Origin of the sequence: Sphingomonas sp. Leaf208 (assembly GCF_001421415.1) — a bacterium.
Taxonomy (GTDB): domain Bacteria; phylum Pseudomonadota; class Alphaproteobacteria; order Sphingomonadales; family Sphingomonadaceae; genus Sphingomonas.
Genome location: NZ_LMKH01000012.1, coordinates 319,575 through 340,878, shown reverse-complemented (window position 1 = coordinate 340,878; position 21,304 = coordinate 319,575). Strand labels below are relative to the sequence as shown.

Here is a 21,304-nt window from a genome sequence, read left to right as displayed (position 1 = left end):
GGGCATGACCAAGAACGAAGAGATCGCGCGCGCCATCGCGTTGTTGCTGCCGGCGTTCCTCCTGCTCGGCGCGCTCGGCTCGCAATATCTCGGCGGGCTGTATCCGTGCGAAATGTGCCACTGGCAGCGCTGGCCGCATTATTCCGCCGTGCTGATCGCGGGGGCGACGTTCTTCGTTCCCGGCCGCTCGCTGCGCGCATCGCTGGTGATCATCGCCGGGCTGTTGATCGGCCTCAGCGGTCTGATCGGCGTCGCGCATGCCGGCATCGAATATCACTGGTGGAACGGCTTCACCGCCTGCACCACGACCGTCTCGTTGGCCGGCACGACCGCCGCCGAGCGACTCGCCGCGATCATGAATGCGCCGATGGTGCGCTGCGATTCGCCACAGTGGAAACTGCTCGGAATCTCGCTCGCCGGCTTCAACGCCATCTTTTCCCTCGTCGGTGCGTTCACCATATTCGCACTCATGAGGAAGACGAGATGAGCGGCTGGAAGCCAGGAGACGCCAAGCGGGCGACGGACTCAATGATCCGGGTCGATCAGGCCGGCGAGTACGGCGCGATCCGCATTTATGCGGGTCAGTTGGCTGTGCTTGGCGACCGCCACCCGGCGTCGCGCTCGATCCATCACATGGCGCAGCAAGAGGAACGCCACCGCGCTTTCTTCGACAAGATGATCGTCGATCGCCGCGTGCGGCCGACCGTGCTGCAGCCGATTTGGAAAGTCGCTGGCTTCGCGCTCGGCGCGCTGACCGCGGCGATTAGCCCACGAGCGGCCATGGCGTGCACGGCGGCGGTCGAGACCGAGATCGACAAGCATTACGAGGAGCAGCTCGTTCAGCTTGGCGCCAGCGATCCCGAGCTATCGGCAGCGATCCTGGATTTCCAAGCCGAGGAACTCGAACACAAGGCTACCGCGATTGCTGCGGGGGCGGAAGAGACGCCGGGCTATCCGGTATTGAGCGCTGCGATCCGGCTCGGCTGCAAGGTTGCGATCGCGACCGCCAAGCGGATCTGAGATGCGGCCGATACAATGAGATACGGCCAGTGAATGAAGTACGGATTGTGGGAGTGATGCGTATGAAAATGCTTTTTGCGACGGCGTTGCTCGTCGCCGGACCGGCTGCGGCGCAGACGGCTCAACCCGCTCGCCCCGTAGCGCCGCCAACGCTGGCGCAGATACCCGCCAAGGGACCCACGCTAGCCCCGGCCCTGCCCGGCGCTACCGGCAAGTCGAAGCCGATATCGGCCCCCGGCGAAGTCTCGCGCAGTGCGCCTGTCAACGGCGTCTTGACGCTATTCGGCAACGAACGCTGCCCGACCAACCAGAACGGCGAAGAGATCGTCGTCTGCGTCCGCCGCAGCGCGCAGGAGCAGTACCGAGTCCCCAAGGAACTCCGCGAGTTCGTCGTGACTCCCGAAAATGCCAGCTGGGCGACTAAGGCACAGGGAACGCTCGACGCAGGCGTCGGCGTCAACACGATCGGCAGCTGCTCCGCGGTCGGCCCCGGCGGCGCCTCCGGCTGCTTCAACCAGCGCGTCAAGGAATCGCGCCTGGAGAACAAGACGCGCGCGGCAGAAGTCCCCGTCCTCCCATAAAGCGGTCGTAAGCGGCAGCGCCTCTACTTCCCCCCTCCCTAAAAGGGAGGGGCAGGGGTGGGTCGGCTTTTTGCACCGCTTACCGTCCCCTGGCGCACAAAAAGGGGGCAAACGGATGGGCTAACATCCGGAAATTGAAAACCGTCCGCGCCCGATCCGCGTCGATGGTTACGAAAAAGACTTCTCGCCTACTCTGCAATTCTTCTTGCCGCCGTCATGACCGCGCTGATGCTCGGGACGTGTCTGTTCGCCCGACACCCGAGCGTGCTGTTTTAGACGTAACTGTCCTACAGGCGGATGGAGTGGCATGATGCGCGAATGAGGTCGGCAGCCATCCGAAGCGCGTTCGCTCAAACCGCTTCCTACGGTGCGTCGGGCACAGGGGAAAATGCTGCGCCAGCGTCTGCACTTTCTGCACTTCAGGCGAGCGCGGTCATTGCACGTTGCCGGACTCGCGCTGTTTTTCAGCGAGTTAGGGCCATTTGGAGCGATTTCGCGATTCTTGATCGTAAGAACCTATCGTAAGGAGTCATCACATGACCGAGCCGCTGGGCATCGCCTTCCTGCTGTTCCCGAACGTGACGCAGCTTGACCTGACCGGCCCCGCGCAGGTTCTGTCGCGGCTCGGCAACGCTCGGCTCGATCTTGTCTGGAAGACGCTGGAGCCGGTCCCGACCGACGCCGGTTTCTCGATCGTGCCGACCGGGACCTTTGCGGACGTGCCGCGCGCTGACATCCTGTGCGTACCCGGCGGTTTCGGAACTAACGACGTGATCGCCGACGAAAAGGCGATGGCGTGGGTCCAGACGGTCGGCGCCGAGGCGACGTGGGTGACGAGCGTGTGCACCGGATCGCTGATCCTCGGTGCGGCAGGGTTGATTGATGGCTATCGTGCCGGGTGCCACTGGGCGCAACGCCATATGCTGCCACTGTTCAACGCCATCCCAGTCGACGCGCGGACCGTGGTCGATCGCAACCGCGTGACCGGCGGCGGTGTCACCGCAGGGATCGACTTCGCACTGACGCTGACCGCGATGATCCGTGGCGAGGCACATGCTCGAGCGGTGCAACTCGGTCTGGAATATGACCCCGCGCCGCCATTCGACAGCGGCTCACCCGCCAAGGCCGGTCCCGAGATCGTCGCGGCGTATCAGCGCCGCATGCAGTCGATCGTTCCCACGCGCGACAACGATCTGCGCGCGTTAGCAAAGCTCCGTGGTTACGAGTGACGCTTCAGCCCGCGCACCCGGTGCCAGATGTAGAAGCCGACCAGCGCGATCAGGACCACGCCGATCAGCAGGTCGGCGCTATGGAACGCGGCCTTTACGCGCGGATCGCTGTCCCATTTGTCGCCGAGCTTCATGCCGACCCACGCCAGCCCGAAGCACCACGGCCATGATCCGATGAACGTGTAGACGTGGAACGGTACCAGCTTCATCCGCGCGACGCCGGCGGGGAAGGCGATGAACGAGCGGATGACGGGAAGCAGGCGGCCGATCAGCACCGCCATCGAGCCCCAGCGTGCGAAGAACCGGTCGGCCGCGTCGAGCTCGCCCGGGCCGATCAGCAGATAGCGGCCCCAGCGCTCGGCCATCGGCCGGCCGCCGCGCTTGCCGATCTCGTACGCGACGATCGACCCGAGGTTGCACCCGATCGCGCCCGCAGTCGCGGCGAGATACAGGTCGAACCGCCCGGTCGAGACGAGGTAGCCGGCGAACGGCATGATGATCTCGGACGGCAGCGGGACGCATGCGCTCTCGATCGCCATGAGCAAGGCGATGCCGACATAGCCACCCGACGAGATGACGCCGATCGTGAAGGTGGCCAGCACGGCCAGGATCTTTTCGAACATGGCTCGGTCGATTGCGCGAACCGGGCGCGGAAGGGAAGAGCCAATCGGAACCGCCGGCCGTGTCGTGCGCTGTTTGCGGCATGACAGATCTTACTCTCAATGACGGCCGCACGATGCCCCAGCTCGGCATGGGCACGTGGCAGATCCCCGACAGCCAGGCCGCGGCGATCGTCCGCTCCGGGCTCGATATCGGCTTCCGGCTGGTCGACACCGCCGCGATCTACCAGAACGAACGCGGCGTCGGTGATGGCTACAAGGGCTCTGACGCGTTCCTGACGACCAAGCTCTGGAACGACCGGCAGGGCGATGCCGAGGCGGCGATGGACGAGAGTCTGGCGCTGCTCGGTGTCGAGTCGGTCGACCTGTACCTGATGCACTGGCCGGTGCCGAAGCAGGACAAGTATGTCGACGCCTGGAAGGCGATGATCGCGCTGCGTGATGCCGGGAAGGCCAAGTCGATCGGCGTCTCCAACTTCCTGTCGGAGCACATTGACGCGATCGTAGCGGAAACCGGCGTGCCGCCGGCGGTCAACCAGATCGAACTCCACCCGAACTTCCAGCAACGCGAACAGCGTGCGTATCACGAGGCACACGGCATCGTGACGCAGAGCTGGAGCCCGTTGGGGCAGGGCAAGACGCTGCTGCAGGACGAGGTAATCGTGCGCATCGCCGAAAAGCACGGGCGGAGTGCGGCACAGGTTATTTTGGCGTGGCATCTGGCGAACGGCTTTTCGGTCATCCCGAAGGCGTCTGACGCAGAGCATCTCGCAGACAATTTTGCGGCGCTCGACCTGACGCTGGACGACGAAGACATGGCCGAGATCGAAGCGCTCGGGGATCGTGCTGGCCGACTGGGACCAGAACCGAACGCGATGTGATTGGTGAACACAGCTATCGCGCCGCGCCTCCCCGTCATCCTGACGAAAGTCAGGACCAGTGTTACGAGGGATAGCGGTTGCAGCTCTGGGCCCTGACTTTCGTCAGGATGACGGGGGGAGGGAAACGGCGGCTCCAGCCATCATTCGATCCGCCCGCCGACCACCCGTAGGTCCTCGACAAATCGCGCATATTCTTCTGCCGCCTGAGCGGGGTCCGGTAATCGCAGTAGATAGCTCGGATGCACCGTGATCCAGGCCTCGCCGCCATCTGGCAACTGCAATGCCCGGCCACGCTCGCGGCCGATCGTCATCACTTTGCCGAATAAGGACCGCGCTGCCGTTGCGCCGAGCGCTACGGTCACCTTTGGCTTGATCAACATCTGCTCCTGCTCGATCCACCACCGGCACGCGTCGATTTCGCCGGCGCCGGGCTTGGCGTGGATGCGGCGTTTACCGCGTTGCTCGAACTTGAAGTGCTTTACCGCGTTGGTGACGTACGCGCGGGAGCGGTCGACCCCCGCCTCTGCCATCGCCTTGTCGAACATCTGGCCGGCGGGGCCGACGAACGGGCGGCCGGCGATATCCTCTTGGTCGCCGGGTTGTTCGCCGACGAACATCAGTGGGGCATCGACCGGGCCTTCGCCGAACACGGTTTGCGTCGCCGGCTTGTAGAGCGGGCAGCGGGTGCAGCCGGCGGCCTCGTCGCGCAGTGCTTCCCACGCGATCGGGCTGTTACCACCTACCGTGTCGCGCGCCTTCGCGATCATCCCGCTCTCCCTTGCCTGTGCCGCTGCCAGCAGGCCCGGCACCAGCGCGGTTTCGGGCATGTTCTTCCAGTATTTTTTCGGCATCTCCTTCAGCATCGCGCCGATCTTGACGCGCGCCGGGTTGAAGATGCTGGCGTAATAGGTCTTCCAGACTTCCTCGGTCGGATCGCCGTCGGGGGCATCCGCCTTGCTCGCACCGGGGCCTTCGCTGAGCGCCTTGCCGTCCCAGTGGATCGAGACTTTTGGTGTCAGGATCGACCAGCGCATGCTGGCGAAGCGGTTGACGAAGAACGCGACGTTGGCACGGACGATGTGGTGGTCCGGTTCGAACCACGCGACGAAGCGGGTTCCGCCGTCTTCCTCGACCTCGCGGAAGCGGAGGAAGGCGCGCATCTTGTGGATGTCGCGGCGGACGTCCTTGGCGATCCGGTCGAGCCTGCGGACGAGCGGATCGGCGCGGTCCTCGATCAGTTTCTGCTCGCGACGGAGGCGGAAAAGTAGCGTGTAGAGCAGTGCGAACCGTTCTGGGTCGCTGCCGAGGATGGCGCTGCGGGCTAGGTCGATGAAGACACGGGGGACGGAGAACGCGCCTGGGGGTGGGGCGGGGGCCGGATCGGCTACGGTTGCGAACAGGTCGACAGGTTCGTCGCCGACTTGCCAGACGACGTTGTCGGGGGGGACGTCCTCGGCGATCAGGCCACGCGCGGCGTCGCGCCAGCCGTCGAAGTCGTCTGGTTCGGATAGGGTTACGACGCGCATCTTTACCTCCTTCCCTGGAAGGGAGGGGGCTGGTTGCTTTCGAGGGAATGCTGCGTGAGCCTCGGGCCGACCCACCCCCAACCCCTCCCTTTTAGGGAGGGGGGCAGGGGGCGCGCGGGGCTCACGCGAACATCTCCATTTGCTTGGGTTTTGGGGCGACGATCGGGCGGAGTTCGGCTCTGTCTGCCAGAACCACCGGGCGCCAATCCTCGGTGATGATGAAGGGGCGGAGCTTGGCGACTGACACGGTCAGCCGGGCGATATCCGCCAGATGCAGGCGGCGCCAGCGGCGGCTGGTGAGGATGCCGTTGACTGCTTTCACGCCGAGTCCGGGAACGCGGAGGAGCATTTCGCGGGGGGCGCGGTTGACGTCTACTGGGAAAGATCCGCGGAATTTGAGCGCCCAGGCGAGCTTGGGGTCGATGTCGAGCGGGAGCATGCCGGTGGCGTCGTCGGCTGCTGCGACCACCTCGTGCGGCTGGAATTCGTAGAACCGCATCAGCCAGTCCGACTGGTACAGGCGGTGCTCGCGCATCAGGGGCGGGCGTTGCAGCGGGAGGACGGCGCTCGCGTCGGGGATGGGGCTGAACGCGGAATAATAGACGCGGCGCAGGCCGAAGCGGTCGTACAGCGTCGACGCCTTCCGGACGATGTCGCCGTCGGTCGCTGCGTCGGCGCCGACGATCATCTGGGTCGACTGGCCGGCGGGGGCAAACTTGGGCGCGGACTTGTACTTGGCCTTGGCGTCCTTGCCGTCGATGATCGACGCCTTAACCTCGGCCATCGCGGTTTCGATGCGAACCCCGTCCTTCTCCGGGGCGAGGCGCTTCAGGCCGTTGGCGGTCGGGAGTTCGACGTTGATCGAGACGCGGTCCGCGTACAGCCCGGCCTGGTGGACGAGTTCGGGATCGGCGTCGGGGATCGTCTTGAGGTGGATGTAGCCGCGGAAATGGTGGTCCTCGCGCAAACTCCGCGCGACCTCGACCATTTGCTCCATCGTATAGTTCGACGACGCGATGATGCCGGACGAGAGGAACAGGCCTTCGATGTAATTACGCTTGTAGAAGGCGATGGTGAGATCGACGACTTCCTTCGCCGTGAAGCGGGCGCGGCGGACGTTCGAGCTCTTGCGATTGATACAGTAATGGCAGTCGAAGATGCAGCTGTTGGTCAGCAGGATCTTCAGCAGCGAGATGCAGCGACCGTCGGGCGCATAGGCGTGGCAGATGCCCATGCCTTCGGTCGAACCGAGCCCCTTGCCGTCCTTCGAATTGCGCTTGGTCGTGCCCGACGATGCGCATGACGCATCGTATTTGGCCGCATCGGCGAGGATCTCGAGCTTTTCACGGGTGTCGAGTTGGGCCATTCGTTCGTCTTACGTTCCACGAAAAGGGGTGTCGAGTGATGGAGATCAACTTGTCACTATGTCGTTGTACTGGCCGCCTTTCGGGTCGGCCCCGATGCCGGAAGTGCACAAAGTGCAGACGCTGGGAGCATTTTTCCGATGTCTGCACTTAGGTCCAGACGTGGACGATTGCGGATTCACGACGGTGGCAGGATCGGGTTGTGTAGGACACCCGAAAGTCAGCCGAACAGATAGCGGATCAGGTCGACCATGCCGCCGAGGCTCACGGGCAGGAGCAGCAACAGGAAGAGATAGACGAAGATCAGGCGGGTCAGCGCTTTCTCGTGCCGATACACGGGCTTGCGCGGAGGCAGGTCCTCCTTGCGCGGCCAGATGCTGGATTCGTCGAGGAACATCGACGTTCAACGTCGCGAACGGGGATTGTCTCCCTACGCCGTTGCAATGAGTCCGGTTGCGGCTTGTAGGTCGACCGAGACGAGGCGGCTGACACCGCGTTCGATCATGGTCACGCCGAACAGGCGGTGCATGCGGCTCATCGTGACGGCGTTGTGCGTGACGACGAGGTAGCGCGTGTCGGTGTCGCGCGACATGCGGTCGAGCAGGTCGCAGAAGCGCTCGATATTGGCGTCGTCGAGCGGCGCGTCGACCTCGTCGAGTACGCAGATCGGCGCGGGATTGGTCAGGAATAGGCCGAAGATCAGTGCGACCGCAGTCAGCGCCTGCTCACCGCCGGATAGCAGCGTGAGCGACTGGAGGCGTTTGCCGGGCGGTTGCGCCATGATCTCGAGGCCGGCTTCGAGCGGGTCGTCGGAGTCTATCAGCTCGAGGTGCGCGGCGCCGCCGTCGAAGAGGGTGGTGAAGAGGCGCTGGAAATGGCCGTTTACCGCTTCGAATGCTGCGAGCAGGCGTTGACGGCCTTCGCGGTTGAGCGTGCCGATCGAGCCACGCAATCGGTTGACGGCTTGCCCGAGTTCGTCGCGTTCGACCGCGTTGCCCCGCGCGGACTCTTCGAGTTCGGCGAGTTCGGTCTCGGCGACGAGGTTGACCGGGCCGATCCGCTCGCGGTCGGTGGTGAGGCGGTCGTGCGCGGCGGACTCTTCGGTTGGCGCGCGGACGTCGGCGACCGCGAAGCCGAGACGTTCGGGGAGGACGGGGGCGGGGCATTGGAAGCGCTCGCCGGAGAGGCGGCCGAGATCGAGGCGGCGCGCTTCGTGGTTTTCGACGCGGGCGATTGCGCCAGCGCGGGCTTCGCGGGCGACGGCGAGAGCTTCGGTGGCGGCGCGGTGGGCGTCGTCGGCGGTGCGGGCGGCGGTTTCCGCGGTGCGTTCGGTGGCGAGGAGCGCGTCGGCGGTGGTGCGCGCGGCTTGGTGTTCGGCGTCGAGCGTCTCGATTTCAGCGTCGAGGGCGACGGGGCGAGCGGCGATCGCCGCGAGGTCGGTGGCGAGCGTGGTTTCGCGCGAGTCCATGGCGGCTATGCGCTTGGCGGCTTCACCGGCGCGCGCGCGCCAGCTTCGGGTGTCGGCTTGGGCGGCGGACAGGCGTTCGCGGTGGGTGGCAATGCTGCGGTCGAGCGTCGTGCGATCGGCGCGGGCCTGCGCGACGGCGGCTCGGGCATTTTCGGCGTCGTACTGGAGCGTGGCGACCTGGCGGGCTTTGGCGGTGCCGTCGGGGACGGCGGCCATCGCGGCTTCGGCGCGGGTGCGGTCGGCGTGCGCGTCGGCGACGTCGTCGGCGATGCGGTGCGCGCGGACGTCGAGGTCTGCGCGCTGGGTGGCGAGGCGTTCGAGCGCGGCGGCGGCGCGATCCTCCTGGCGGATGGCGTCGCGCGCGGCGGTTTCGGCGCGTTGCAGGGCGGCGCGGGCGGTTTGCGACTGGCCTCTAGCCTGCGCGATCCGCTCGTCGATCGCGGCGCGGGTTCGTTCGGCGTCGTCCAGCGCTTTGGCTGCGGCGGGGCGGGCGGCCTGGAGCGCGGCGAGGCGGTTGCGGCGGACGAGGCGTTCGGCGGCGACCGCGCCGGTGCCGGTTGCTGTGAAGCCGTCCCAGCGGCGGAGTCGGCCGTCTCGGGTGACGATGCGCTGGCCGACGGCGAGGTGCTGCTGGCCGTCGGTGTCGACGACGAAGACCTGCGCGAGTCGGCGGGCGAGGGCGGGGGGCGCGTCGACATGCTCTGCCAGCGGTTCGGCGTCGGTCGGCGGTGCGGGGTCGTCTTTGCGGGGCTTGGCGCCTGCCCATGCGTCGAGGCCGGTGTCGAGATCGTCGCCGAGCGCTGCAGCGAGCGCGCGTTCGTAGCCGGTGCTGGCCGAGACGTGGTCGAGCAGCCGGTCGCGGCCGCTGCGCTGCGTTGCCTTGGTGAGCGCCGTCGCCTCGCTGTCGATCGCGGCGAGGTCTGCGCGGGCGGTGGCGCGGGTGGTTTCGGCGGCGTCTCGCGCGCTGGTCGCGGCGGTTTCGTCGGTGTCTGCCTGGGTGATGGCCTGGCGAGCAGACTCTGCGGCGGCCGATGCGGTGCGTCGGGTTTCGGCGGCGGTTTCGCGCTCTGCGGCTAGCGGCGCGGGATTGCCGAGCGCGCGGAGGGCGGCGGCGATCTGCGCGGCGTCGCGATCGGCGCGGTCGGCGCGGATGCGGGCGGCGGCGAGGGCTGCGCTGGCGACGCGGACTTCGGCGGCGTCGCGGGCTTGCGTGGCGAGGGCCTGGGCGAGCGCGACTTCGGCGTCGCGGGCGCGACGTTCGGTTTCGGCGAGTGCGGCGTCGAGGTCGGGGATCGCGGCGGTGGCGTCGGCGATCGCTGTGTCGAGCGTCTTGGCCTCGTCGGCAAGGCGCGCGAGCGCGGCGGCGGCGTCGCTGGCGAGCGACCCTTCGCGGGCGCGGTCGTCGGCGATGCGGGCGCGGGCGTCGGTGAGGTCGGCAATCCTGCGCTCGACGCTGGCCTTCTCGGTTTTGAGCGCGGCGAGGCGGTGGGCGAGATCGCCGACTAGGTCGCGCGCGGCGAGTGCTGCGGTGCGGGCGGCGGAGACGGCTTCGATCGCGCGATGCTGGTCTGCGGCGGCTGCGCGTTCGGCTTCGGTGGTGGTGTGGACGCGGGTTTCGGCGGCTGCGGCTTCGGCTTTGGCGGCGTCGGCTGCGGTGGCGGCTTCGCGCCATCGGGCGAACACTGTGCGCGCTTCGGCGACGCGGATCTGCGCGGAGAGGAGGCGGTAGCGTTCGGCGGCGCGGGCCTGGCGTTTCAGAGTGGCGGCGCGCGCGTCCTGGTCGGCAATGATCTCGTCGAGCTTGGCGAGATTGGCTTCGGTGGCGCGGAGCTTCCCCTCGGCGTCTTTGCGGCGGACGTGGAGGCCGGCGATCCCGGCGGCTTCCTCCAGCATCGCGCGGCGGTCGGCGGGTTTGGCGGCGATGACGGCGCCGATCTTGCCCTGGCTGACGAGCGCGGGGGAGTGGGCGCCGGTGGCGGCGTCGGCGAAGAGCAGGCCGACGTCCTTTGCGCGGACGTCGCGGCCGTCGATCCGGTAGGCGGAGCCGGCGCCGCGTTCGATCCGGCGGACGATCTCGCGCTCGTCACCGGCTATTTCGGCGAGGATCGAAACTTCGGCGAAGTCGCGCGGCGGGCGGGTGGCGGTGCCGGCGAAGATCACGTCTTCCATGCCGGCGCCGCGCAGCGACTTGGCGCTGGCCTCGCCCATCGTCCAGCGGAGCGCTTCGAGGAGGTTGGACTTCCCGCAGCCATTGGGGCCGACGACGCCGGTGAGGCCGGGTTCGATGCGGAGATCGGCGGGGTCTACGAAGCTCTTGAAGCCGGTGATGCGGAGGCGCTTGATCTGCATTTCTTGCGCCCCCCGACGACTAAAGTTGGATCCTATCGCGAACCGAACCCCGAACCTTGCGTCCCCGCGAAGGCGGGGACCCAGACTGGGCTCCCGCCTTCGCGGGAGAACAAGGGGGGGCGGGTTGCCCGCGGGCACGCTTACCGCACTTGGCGCTTCTCCCCACCCGTTCGTGCTGAGTAGAGACCGAGTAGCTTTGCTTAGAAGCGTATCGAGGGCTCGTATCGAAGCACGGTTCCGCCCGCCAACCTGTCCTTCGATACGCCGTCTCGATACGCTCCGTTGGAGCTACTCGACGGCTACTCGGGACGAACGGGGGTGGAGTGGAGCGTTCGTCCCGAATGGACTTAGTGGGCGCTTCAATGGCGTGCGGCTTACGCCCCAGCGGCCTTCAGCGCCTTCTCCATCTGATCCCAGCTCACGACCTGATCGAGCTTCTTGTCGTTGATCAGGAACGTCGGCGTGCCCGTGACCGTGCCGGCCTGCATCGCGTTCTCGGTCGGCTTGGCCATCACTTCGAGCTGCTTCTGATCCGCGAGGCAGGCGCGCGCCTTCGCTTCCGGGATCCCGCGCTGCTTGACGAAATCGATCGCACCCATCTGTTCGGCGAGCTTGGTCGCGACGACCGTCGGCGGCTGGTTGGCGAGCGCCTTTTGCTGGTCGGGGGTCATCGCCTGGAGCTTGTCGAGGAAGGCGATCTGGTTGCCGTACATCTGCTCGAGGATCGGGAAGAACGGTGCTACGCCGCCGCACTGGCCGAGCAACGTCAGCGCCACGTCGGGTGCGCCGTGGACGAGGAAGTCGCGGAATTCGAAGCTGACTTTCCCGGTCGAGACGTACTTTTCGGTCAGCGGCTTGTACGCCTCGCGGCCGAACGCGCCGCAGGTCGGGCACGAGCGTGCGCCGTATTCGACGAGCTTGATCGGCGCGTTCGGGTTGCCCATCAGGTAACCCTCTGGGGTCTTCACGACGGTCTCGGTCCAGTTCTGGCCGGCGGGGGCTGCGGCGGCCGCAACCGGCGCGGCGGCGGGCTGGTCGACGTTACCGGTCGAATCGTTCTTCGAGCAGGCGGCGAGCGCGAGCGGCAGGACGGCGAGCGTGGTCAGGAACTTCATCGGGTTACTCCAGTGGATCACGTGAATTAACGGGCGCCGGCCTTGCGGAGCGCGGGTTCGAGCTGTTCCCAGCCGACGTGCGGGACGAGTCTGCCGTTGAGGTAGAAGGTCGGCGTGGAGTCGATCTCCTTGGGCGCGTCGGCGGTCAGTTTGACGATGCGGTCGATCTCGGGCTGGTTGGCGAAGCATGCATCGATCGCCGCATCGGACAGACCGCGTGCCTTGACGAACGCGGTCAGGCCGGAGCCGTCGGCGTTGGCGCGAATCTGGGCCGAAGCGGGGTACATCGCGAGGCGGGCGGCGTTGCCCTGCTGATATTCGATCCCGCGCTCGAGCCATTGCGGCTGTGCGGCGAAGATCGCGGACGAGGTGGCGGAGAAGCCTTTCGGACCGGTGCAACGGGCGAGGATCGCCGCTGCGAGGTCAAGCCGGTCGCGGATGAAGCTGCGGACTTCGAGGCTGGTCGAGCCCGACGCGATCATCTGGCGCTTGAGCACGGGTTCGGACTTCACCGAGAAGTCGGCGCAGTGCGAGCAGGTGTAGCTCGCATACTCGACGAGCTTCACGCGGGCGGCGGGGTTGCCGATCAGGTAGGCGCCCGAGGGAAGGATGCGCGCGGTCTGCGACCAGTCGCGCTTGGGCGCGGCACCGGTCAGTAGGAAGAGGGCGAAGACGGCAAGCAAGACGCGCATCAGTTGATCCTGGGAAGGCCGTGCGTCGAGGCGACGCCGGCGGCGAGGGATTCGAGGACGGCGCGCAGTTCCGGATCGGCGATGCCCTTCAAGCTCGCACCGAGATCGACGGGGACTGGGCGCAATGAAGGGGGCGCCTTGCGGGGCGCGGGGGCGGCGACCTCGCCCTGGCGGATCGCGACCTTCACGATCGCGGCATAGCCGAAGAAGCGGTTCACGCGCTCGATGATCTCGGGCGCGATGTGCTGCATCATCGGTGCGTGCGCGCCGCGGACGGTAAGGGTGAGGACGCCGTCCTGTTTCTTGCCGACCGGGAAGCGGATCGATTCGGGGATGCTCGCGCCCGCCAGTTTGGCGCCGACGATCTCGGGCCAGCGGCTGACGATCGACGACTGGACGAAGCCGAATCGCCGGAATGCCGCGCCGCCGATCGCAGGCAACAGCTCGGCGACCGCGCGCGAGCGGTTCTCGCGCGGGGCGTCGGGATCGGTCCTGCCTTTAATGCGCTTCGTCGCCGGCTTGGGCGTCGCAGATTTAGGCACAGAAACGGGCGGCTTGCTCATCTGCGAACCCATGCCATAGGCGACGCGTGAACGCCAAGCGCTCTTCGGTCTCCGGGGCCCTGCTCGACTGGTATGACGCGCATCGCCGCGACCTGCCGTGGCGTGCGAAGCCGGGCGAGGCGGTCGATCCGTACCGGGTGTGGCTGTCCGAGGTGATGTTGCAGCAGACGACCGTCGCCGCCGTCACGCCGCGGTTTCTCGCGTGGACCGCGCGGTGGCCGGATTTCGCGAGTCTGGCGGCGGCGGATGACGCCGATGTGATGGCGGCTTGGGCTGGGCTTGGGTATTATGCTCGGGCGCGCAATCTGGTGAAGGCGGCGAAGGCCGTGGTGGCCGAGCATGGCGGAGACTTTCCGCGGACCGAGGTGGAGCTGCGCGCGCTGCCAGGGCTCGGCGCTTATACGGCGGCGGCGGTGGCGGCGATCGCGTTTGGCGAGCGCGCGGTGGTGGTCGATGCGAATGTTGAGCGGGTGGTCGCGCGGCTGTTTGCGATTGAGACACCGTTGCCGGCGGCGCGTCCTGCGATTCGGGTCGCGGCGGACTCGATCACGCCGGACGCTCGGGCGGGCGATTTCGCGCAGGCGATGATGGACCTGGGGTCGGGGATCTGCACGTCGCGCGCGCCGAAGTGCCTGCTGTGTCCGATCCGCGCGTTTTGCGAAGGCTTCAAGCAGGGCGCGCCCGAGCGGTTGCCGGTGAAGGCGAAGAAGGCGGCCAAGCCCCAGCGGTACGGGACGATCTTCTGGCTGGAGCGCGACGGGCAGGTGTTGCTGGTGCGGCGGCCGGACAAGGGTCTGCTCGGCGGGATGCGCGCGTTTCCGACCGGGCCTTGGGGTGATGTTGCGCCCGGTTTCGAGGATGCACCGGCGCAGGCTGACTGGCGGATGCTGGACGTTACGGTCGCGCATGGATTTACGCATTTCGATCTGCAACTGACGCTTGCGGTGGCGACGGTCGAGGCGCATCAACCGCGCGTTCCAACGGCAAGCGAATGGTGGCCGATCGACGAGCTGGATACCGCCGGGCTCCCGACCGTTTTCGCCAAGGCCGGCAAAGCCATACGGAACGGGGCCATACGGAGAGCTGCATGAAACTGGTGCACTGGATTTCGACGGGCGGACTCGCCGCGCTGGCCGCCGCCACGGCCTATGCCCAGCAGGCGCAACCGCGTCCGCAAATGAGCCCGCAGGCTCGACCGACGCCGCGGATGACGATCCCGGTCAACGCGCTGCTGCCCGCGACGTCCGCGCTGTTCGACAGCTATGTCGCGCGGGACAAGATGCCGGGGATCGTCGGTGCGTTCGGCGCCGGTGACGGTCCGACGCTGTTTCCTTCGGCGGGCAAGATCAGTGACGATCCGAATGCTCCGGCGGCGGGCCCTGATTCGCTGTGGCGCGTCTATTCGATGTCCAAGCCCATCACCGGCATGTCGGCGATGATGCTGGTCGAGGACGGCAAGCTCAACCTCGACGATCCGGTCAGCAAATATATCCCGGCGTTCAAGGACATGAAGGTCGCGACCAGCTCCGACACGTCGCTCGCCACGCGCCCGGCGACGCGGCCGATCACGATCCGCAATTTGCTGACGCATACCGCCGGGCTCGGCTACACGATCGTCACGAAGGGACCGCTGCTCAAGGAATATGAGCGGCTCGGGATCCTGCCGCTGTCGGTCAGCGCGGCGATGGAAGAGAAGATGCGGCCCGTTCGGCCGAAGTCGCTCGAGGAGTTCGCGAACCGTGTCGCGACGCTGCCGCTGATCGCCGAGCCGGGGACGAAGTGGAGCTATTCGATCGGGCTCGACGTGATGGGACGCGTGATCGAGGTCGCGAGCGGCATGAGCTTCGAGCGGTTCGTCCAGACGCGGCTGTTCGATCCGCTCAAGATGCGGTCGAGCTTCTGGCAGGTGCCGCAGAGCGAGGTCGGGCGGCTGGCGACCAACTATGCGTTCGTCGGCGATACGCGAACGCCGCTCGATCCGGCGGCGAACTCGGTGTTCCTGCAGAAGCCGAGCTTCCCGTATGGCGGTGCCGGCCTTGTGATGTCGGCCCGCGACTACGACCGGTTCCTGCACATGATCCAGGACGGCGGCACGCTCGATGGCGTGCGCGTGATGAAGCCCGAGACGATCGCGCTGGCGACGTCGAACCTGTTGCCGGCGGGCGTCGTGTTCGGCGGAGTCGGCGGCGGCACCGGGGGTACGCAGGGGAGCAACATGGGCTTCGGCGCGGGCGGCTCCGTGGTGCTCGCGGATACGCCGAACGGGCCGGGCAAGGGCACCTATGCCTGGGGTGGTGCCGCGGGCACGATCGCGTGGGTCGATCCGGCGAAGCATTCGCGCGGCAATGTGATGGTCAATTACTTCCCGGCGGACCGGATACCGCTCCGCCAGCAGGTGGTCGAGGCGCTGCTCCAGGATGCGGCGAGGTTGCGCCGATGAGCGTGATGGACGCACCAGGGTTTACCGGTGGGACGCTCGACCGGTCCGATGCATTGCGTCATGACCCGGAAGGGCTGGCGGCGGCGCAGCGCGACTGGCGTGCGCGGCTACTGGTGCTCGATGGGTTGCTGCCGGGCACAACCGATGACGGGCATCTCGCCTGGACGTCGATGGCGGATATGCCGGACGATGCCGAGCCGATCCTGCTTGGGCTCGACGAGAGCGGGCGGCCGCATTTCGCGGCGCTGCTGGCGGGCATGCGGGTCGACAACGCGCCGGCGATGCGCTCGCCCGCGCTGATGGCGGTACTGGCCGCGCTCGCGCCCGGTGAGGCGGCGACGTACGCTGGTGCGCGGAGTGTGATCGACTGGCATGTCCGGCACGGCTTCTGCGCGAAATGCGGATCGCCGACCGAGCCGTTCCGCGCCGGGTGGGCGCGGAAGTGTCCGAACTGCGGGACCGAGCATTTCCCGCGCGTTGATCCGGTGGTGATCATGATCGCCGAGCATGACGGGCGTGCGCTGCTCGGGCGCGGCAAGGGGTGGCCGCCGGGGCGGTATTCCGCTTTGGCTGGTTTCGTGGAACCGGCTGAGTCGATCGAGGAAGCCGTCGCGCGCGAGATCCTCGAGGAGTCGGGCGTTCGGGTCGGCAAGGTGCGCTATGTCGCGAGCCAGCCTTGGCCGTTTCCGTCGTCGCTGATGATGGCGTGCGTCGCGGAGGCGGAGGATGACGCGATCACGCTGGACGTGAACGAGCTCGAGGATGCGATGTGGGTGCCGCGCGAGATGGTGCGTGCGGTGTTGCGTGGGGAGGATGGGCCGTTCGTCGCGCCGCCGCCCTATGCGATTGCGTATACGCTGCTGAAGGAATGGGCGGGGGAATAGGCGCTGCGTCAGCTTCGGATGGACGGCGTGGGGTATAGTCTCGTAACGGCGATGCATGACTCCGCTGACCTTTGATCGCCCGGACGAGCAGACTCGCGCTCGCCCCGATTGCCACCAGGCGATCAGCATCCTCGACCTGTTCACCATCGGGATCGGGCCGTCGAGTTCGCATACCGTCGGGCCGATGCGCGCGGCGTGGCTGTTCGCCGATCTGGTCGCGGACGAGAGGCCGGCGGCGGTGCGCGTCGACTTGTATGGTTCGCTGGCGCTGACCGGGCGCGGGCATGCGACCGACAGCGCGGTGATGCTCGGCCTGAGTGGCGCGCAGCCCGAGACGATCGATCCCGACCTGATCCCGGTGCGGCTGGCGGCGATCCGGTCGAGTGGGCGGCTGATGCTGGCCGAGCGAGTGGAGATCGGGTTCGAGGAGAGCCAGCATCTGCTGTTCCATGCGCAGACCTTCCTGCCGGGGCATCCCAATGCGGTGACGTTCACCGCCTCGTTCGGTGATGGGCGCAGCGTCGAGCGGACCTATTTCTCGATCGGCGGCGGGGCGATCGTCGAGGCGGGGTCGGGGCCGGTGAAGGCGAACATCCTGTTGCCGCGGCCGTTCTCGTCGGGGGCGGAGCTGCTCGCGACCGGCGATGCGACGGGGATGACGATCGCCGACATCGTCCGCGAGAACGAGATCGCGTGGCGGCCTGAGAGTGAGACGGATGCGTTCCTCGATGCCGTCCGTGGCGCGATGTTCGCGTCGATCGATCGCGGGTGTCGACAGGGGGGCATATTGCCGGGCGGGCTGAAGGTGCCGCGTCGGGCGAAGGCATTGTTCGAGGGGTTGCAGGCGCGCGATACCGCGGCCGATCCGTCAGCGGTGTTCGAATGGGTGAGCCTGTACGCACTGGCGGTGAACGAGGAAAATGCCGCGGGGGGCCGCGTCGTCACCGCGCCCACCAATGGCGCGGCGGGTGTGCTGCCCGCGGTGCTGCGCTTCTACGAGACGTTTACGAAGGACCCGACGGCGAAGGGTGCGCACGACTTCCTGCTCACCGCGGCGGCGATCGGGTTTCTCTACAAGAAGCGCGCCTCGATCTCGGCAGCCGAGATGGGGTGCCAGGGCGAGGTCGGCGTCGCGTGCTCGATGGCGGCGGGAGCGCTGGTCGCGGCGCTCGGCGGGACCAACGAACAGATCGAGAATGCCGCCGAGATCGGCATGGAACATAACCTCGGCCTCACCTGCGATCCGATCGGTGGGCTGGTCCAGATCCCGTGCATCGAGCGCAACACGATGGGTGCGATCAAGGCGATCAACGCCGCGTATCTGGCGCTGCGGGGGGACGGTCGCCATATCGTCAGCCTCGATGCGGTGATCGAGACGATGCGCCAGACCGGTGAGGACATGCGCTCGCAATATAAGGAGACGTCGCTTGGTGGCCTGGCCGTCAACGTCGTCGAATGCTGAAGGATTTCCCATGACTGCCCCGACGAACCCGCTTCTCGATACGCTGTCGCTGCCCCGTTTCGCCGAGCTGTCGCCCGACCAGATCGCGCCTGCGCTCGACGAGGCGATCGCGCGGCACGAGGCGATGGTCGAGGCGCTGACGACCACGCGGCCGACCGATTTCGCGGGCGCGTGGCTGCCGTACGAGCGCGCGAATACCGAGATCGGCGCGATCTGGTCGGCGGTGTCGCATCTGCATGGTGTCGCGGACACGCCCGAACTGCGTGCGGCGTATTCGGAGGGGCAGAAGCGGCTCGTCGAGAACGACATGAAGGTCGGGCAGAACCGCGACCTTTACGAGGTTTTCGTGGCGTTGAGCGTGTCGCCCGAGTTCGCGACCCTGCCGGATGCGGACCGTGTCGCGGTCGAGCATGCGATCCGCGACTTCACGCTGTCGGGCGTGGCGCTGGAGCCAGAGGCGCGCGATCGGTTCAGCGAGATTTCGGTCGAGCTGTCGGGCCTGTCGAACGAGTTCGGCAGCGCGGTGCTGGACGCGACCGATGCCTGGTCTGAGCTGGTGACGGACGAGGCTGATCTCGCCGGGATTTCGGACGCGGACAAGGCGATGTTCGCGGATGCCGCCAAGGCGAAGGGGCAGGCGGGCTGGTTGGTCACGCTGCAACAGCCGAGCGTCAACGCCGTGCTGACCTTTGCCGAGAACCGCGACCTGCGCGCGCGCATGTATCGTGCATTCGCGACGCGGGCTTCGGACCAGGGGCCGAATGCGGGCGAGTTCGACAACAGTGCGCGGATCGCGCGTATCCTCGAACTGCGGCACGAGGGCGCCAAGCTGCTCGGCTTCACCGATCCGGTCGCATGGTCGCTCGAGACCAAGATGGCCCCCAATGGCGCCGAAGTGATCGCGTTCCTGCGCGATCTGGCGCGGCGCGCGAAGCCGGCGGCGGAGCGCGACCTTGCCGAGCTCAAGTCGTTTGCCGCCGAACATCTGGGGATCGCCGATTTCGAGCCCTGGGATGCGGGCTTCGTGTCGAACCGGTTGCGGCAGGATCGCTATGCGGTCGATGCGCAGGTGGTGAAGGCGTATTTCCCGGTCGAGCGCGTCATGGAGGGCTGGCAGACGCTGATGCAGCGGCTGTTCGGCATCACGCTCGTCGAGCGCGACGACGTCTCGCTGTATCACGAGGACGCGCGGTTCTTCGACGTGGTGGACGAGAGCGGGACGGTGTTCGCGGGGCTGTATCTCGACCTGCACGCACGCACCGGCAAGCGTGGCGGCGCGTGGATGGCGCAGGCGCGGCCGCGGTTGCACGACGGCAATACGGTGACGGTGCCGGTCGCGTATCTGGTCTGCAATTTCGCGCCGGATGGGGGCGAGACGCCGTCGCTGCTGAGCCACAACGACGTGACGACGCTGCTGCACGAGACCGGCCACTGCATCCACCTGCTCTTCACCAAGGTGAACCGGCCGAGCATCGCCGGCACCAATGGTTTCGAATGGGACGCGATCGAGCTGCCGAGCCAGCTGATGGAGGATTTCGCCTGGGACAAGGACGTGCTGACCGGCATGTCGGGGCACTACAAGACCGGCGCGAAGCTCCCCGCCGACCTGTTCGAGCGGATGGTGAAGGCGCGGCATTTCCAGGCGGGGATGTTCATCCTGCGCCAGGTCGAGTTCGCGCTGTTCGACCTGCTGCTGCATCTCGGCACGATGGGCAGCGATCCGATCGAGGTGATCGAGGCGGTGCGCGACGAGGTGGCGGTGATCCGCCCGCCTGCATGGCACCGCTTCCCGCACGCGTTCAGCCACATTTTCGCGGGCGGCTATGCGTCGGGCTATTACAGTTATCTCTATGCCGAATTGCTGGCGGCGGATGGCTTCGAGGCGTTTGCCGAAGCGGGCCTGGTCGATCGCAAGACCGGCGACCGGTTCCGTGAGGAAGTGCTCGCGCGCGGGGCGACGCGGCCGGCGGCGGAGAGCTTCCGCGCGTTCCGCGGGCGTGACCCCGAGCCGACCGCGATGCTGGTCCGTCACGGGCTGCAAGGGTGACAAAGCCCGTCGACCGGCGCTGGTTGTCGGAGGCGGTGCGGCGGATCGAGGCGGACTATAACCGGTCCGCCGACACGCATCTGATCCGGGTGGATTTGCCGCGGTATCCCGGCATCGTGCTGTACCTGAAGGACGAGAGTTCGCACCCGACCGGCAGCCTCAAGCATCGGCTCGCGCGGTCGCTGTTCCTGTACGCGCTGTGCAACGAATGGATCGGGCCGGAGACGACGGTGATCGAATCCTCGTCGGGGTCGACTGCGGTGTCGGAGGCGTATTTCGCGAAAATGCTGGGGCTGCGGTTCATCGCGGTGGTGCCGGCGACCACCGCCAAGCCGAAGCTCGACGCGATCCGCTTTCACGGCGGCGAGATCCACGTGGTCGACGATCCGCGCACGGTCTACGCGGTGTCGCACCGGCTCGCGGCCGAAACCGGCGGGCATTATCTCGACCAGTTCACCTATGCCGAGCGGGCGACCGACTGGCGCGGGAACAACAACATCGCCGAGAGCATCTTCGCGCAGATGGCCGAGGAGGAGCATCCGTGCCCGTCCTGGATCGTCTGCGGCGCGGGGACGGGGGGCACGTCGGCGACGATCGGGCGCTTCATCCGCTATTGCCGCCACGATACGAAACTGTGCGTCGCGGACCCGGTCCACTCGGTCTTCCATCGTCATTTTGAGGATCGCTCGGTGGTCGCGTTGCCGGAAGGGTGCGCGTCGCGGATCGAGGGGATCGGGCGGCCGCGGGTCGAGCCGAGCTTCGTGCCGAGCGTCATCGACCGGATGATCGCGGTCGAGGATGCCGACAGCATCGGCGCAATGCGTGCGCTGTCCGATCGGCTCGGCCGGCGCGTCGGCGGCTCGACCGGGACCAACCTCTGGGCGTGCGCGCAGATCGTCGAGGAGATGGCGGCGGCGGGCGAGACGGGCAGCATCGTCACGCTGTTGTGCGATGGCGGCGACCGCTATGGCTGCACCTATTACGACGATTCATGGCTCGACGATCGCGAGGTCGCGTGGACGGATCCCGCGGCGCGGATGACGCAACTTCTGGGCTGAGTAAC

Annotated in this window: 19 protein-coding genes; 11 read left to right on the top strand and 8 right to left on the bottom strand. The window is 67.1% G+C overall.

Annotation, left to right across the window (positions count from 1 at the left end; translation table 11 throughout):
• Positions 1-4: 4 nt before the first annotated feature.
• The 4 genes from ASE69_RS07650 (at position 5) to ASE69_RS07635 (ending at position 2,830) form a co-directional block, all read left to right on the top strand.
• Positions 5-487 (top strand): disulfide bond formation protein B, encoded by a 483-nt coding sequence (locus ASE69_RS07650; RefSeq protein ID WP_056485293.1) that lies wholly within the window; start codon positions 5-7, stop codon positions 485-487.
• Positions 484-1,020, top strand: a complete 537-nt coding sequence (locus ASE69_RS07645; protein ID WP_056484872.1) for a demethoxyubiquinone hydroxylase family protein — start codon at positions 484-486, stop codon at positions 1,018-1,020. Before ASE69_RS07650 ends, ASE69_RS07645 begins: the two co-directional genes overlap by 4 nt.
• A 62-nt stretch (positions 1,021-1,082) precedes the next feature.
• Entirely contained in the window at positions 1,083-1,601 is a 519-nt protein-coding gene (locus tag ASE69_RS07640; RefSeq protein ID WP_056484869.1) for a hypothetical protein, read from the top strand.
• A gap of 536 nt (positions 1,602-2,137) precedes the next feature.
• Positions 2,138-2,830 carry a DJ-1/PfpI family protein gene (locus ASE69_RS07635; RefSeq protein ID WP_056484867.1) on the top strand — a complete coding sequence of 231 codons (693 nt, stop codon included), beginning with the start codon at positions 2,138-2,140 and terminating at the stop codon, positions 2,828-2,830.
• Here ASE69_RS07635 and ASE69_RS07630 read toward each other — a convergent pair.
• Positions 2,821-3,453 (bottom strand): DedA family protein, encoded by a 633-nt coding sequence (locus ASE69_RS07630; protein ID WP_056484865.1) that lies wholly within the window; start codon positions 3,451-3,453, stop codon positions 2,821-2,823. The two genes, ASE69_RS07635 and ASE69_RS07630, sit on opposite strands and share 10 nt — an antisense overlap.
• 80 nt (positions 3,454-3,533) lie before the next feature.
• On the opposite strand from ASE69_RS07630, the gene ASE69_RS07625 reads away from it, so the two are divergent.
• Complete coding sequence (locus tag ASE69_RS07625) at positions 3,534-4,331, top strand: aldo/keto reductase (RefSeq protein WP_056484863.1); 798 nt, start codon at positions 3,534-3,536, stop codon at positions 4,329-4,331.
• 140 nt (positions 4,332-4,471) lie between these two features.
• On the opposite strand, the gene ASE69_RS07620 is transcribed toward ASE69_RS07625, so the two are convergent.
• The 7 genes from ASE69_RS07620 to ASE69_RS07595 all read right to left on the bottom strand — a co-directional run bounded on the left by ASE69_RS07620 (position 4,472) and on the right by ASE69_RS07595 (position 13,408).
• Positions 4,472-5,857 (bottom strand): UdgX family uracil-DNA binding protein, encoded by a 1,386-nt coding sequence (locus ASE69_RS07620; protein WP_056484861.1) that lies wholly within the window; start codon positions 5,855-5,857, stop codon positions 4,472-4,474.
• 121 nt (positions 5,858-5,978) lie between these two features.
• Positions 5,979-7,223 (bottom strand): putative DNA modification/repair radical SAM protein, encoded by a 1,245-nt coding sequence (locus ASE69_RS07615; protein WP_056484860.1) that lies wholly within the window; start codon positions 7,221-7,223, stop codon positions 5,979-5,981.
• Positions 7,224-7,441: 218 nt separating this feature from the next.
• Positions 7,442-7,618 (bottom strand): hypothetical protein, encoded by a 177-nt coding sequence (locus ASE69_RS22555; RefSeq protein WP_165895133.1) that lies wholly within the window; start codon positions 7,616-7,618, stop codon positions 7,442-7,444.
• 33 nt (positions 7,619-7,651) lie between these two features.
• A complete protein-coding gene (locus ASE69_RS07610; RefSeq protein WP_056484858.1) occupies positions 7,652-11,038 on the bottom strand; it encodes a chromosome segregation SMC family protein in 3,387 nt (1,128 codons plus the stop codon).
• Positions 11,039-11,412: 374 nt separating this feature from the next.
• Positions 11,413-12,153 (bottom strand): thioredoxin domain-containing protein, encoded by a 741-nt coding sequence (locus ASE69_RS07605; RefSeq protein WP_056051660.1) that lies wholly within the window; start codon positions 12,151-12,153, stop codon positions 11,413-11,415.
• 26 nt (positions 12,154-12,179) lie between these two features.
• Complete coding sequence (locus tag ASE69_RS07600) at positions 12,180-12,845, bottom strand: thioredoxin domain-containing protein (protein ID WP_056484856.1); 666 nt, start codon at positions 12,843-12,845, stop codon at positions 12,180-12,182.
• Positions 12,845-13,408, bottom strand: coding sequence for a DUF721 domain-containing protein (locus ASE69_RS07595; protein WP_156362225.1), 564 nt, complete (start codon positions 13,406-13,408; stop codon positions 12,845-12,847). Before ASE69_RS07595 ends, ASE69_RS07600 begins: the two co-directional genes overlap by 1 nt.
• 26 nt (positions 13,409-13,434) lie before the next feature.
• Here ASE69_RS07595 and mutY point away from each other — a divergent pair, with 26 nt between their 5' ends.
• Genes mutY through ASE69_RS07565 form a run of 6 tightly spaced genes read left to right on the top strand, consistent with a single transcriptional unit; the run spans position 13,435 to position 21,299 of the window.
• The gene (gene mutY / locus ASE69_RS07590; protein ID WP_056484854.1) at positions 13,435-14,499 is read left to right on the top strand and encodes an A/G-specific adenine glycosylase; all 1,065 of its coding nucleotides are present in this window, start codon (positions 13,435-13,437) and stop codon (positions 14,497-14,499) included.
• Positions 14,496-15,848: a serine hydrolase domain-containing protein gene (locus ASE69_RS07585; protein WP_056484852.1), complete on the top strand. Its 1,353-nt coding sequence runs from the start codon at positions 14,496-14,498 to the stop codon at positions 15,846-15,848. The genes mutY and ASE69_RS07585 overlap by 4 nt, the downstream gene beginning before the upstream one ends.
• A 5-nt stretch (positions 15,849-15,853) precedes the next feature.
• A complete protein-coding gene (gene nudC / locus ASE69_RS07580; protein ID WP_056485289.1) occupies positions 15,854-16,732 on the top strand; it encodes an NAD(+) diphosphatase in 879 nt (292 codons plus the stop codon).
• Between the two features lie 55 nt (positions 16,733-16,787).
• A complete protein-coding gene (locus tag ASE69_RS07575) occupies positions 16,788-18,194 on the top strand; it encodes an L-serine ammonia-lyase (protein ID WP_056484851.1) in 1,407 nt (468 codons plus the stop codon).
• Positions 18,195-18,204: 10 nt separating this feature from the next.
• Positions 18,205-20,241 (top strand): M3 family metallopeptidase, encoded by a 2,037-nt coding sequence (locus ASE69_RS07570; protein ID WP_056484850.1) that lies wholly within the window; start codon positions 18,205-18,207, stop codon positions 20,239-20,241.
• A complete protein-coding gene (locus ASE69_RS07565) occupies positions 20,238-21,299 on the top strand; it encodes a PLP-dependent cysteine synthase family protein (RefSeq protein ID WP_056484849.1) in 1,062 nt (353 codons plus the stop codon). The genes ASE69_RS07570 and ASE69_RS07565 overlap by 4 nt, the downstream gene beginning before the upstream one ends.
• Positions 21,300-21,304: the final 5 nt, after the last annotated feature.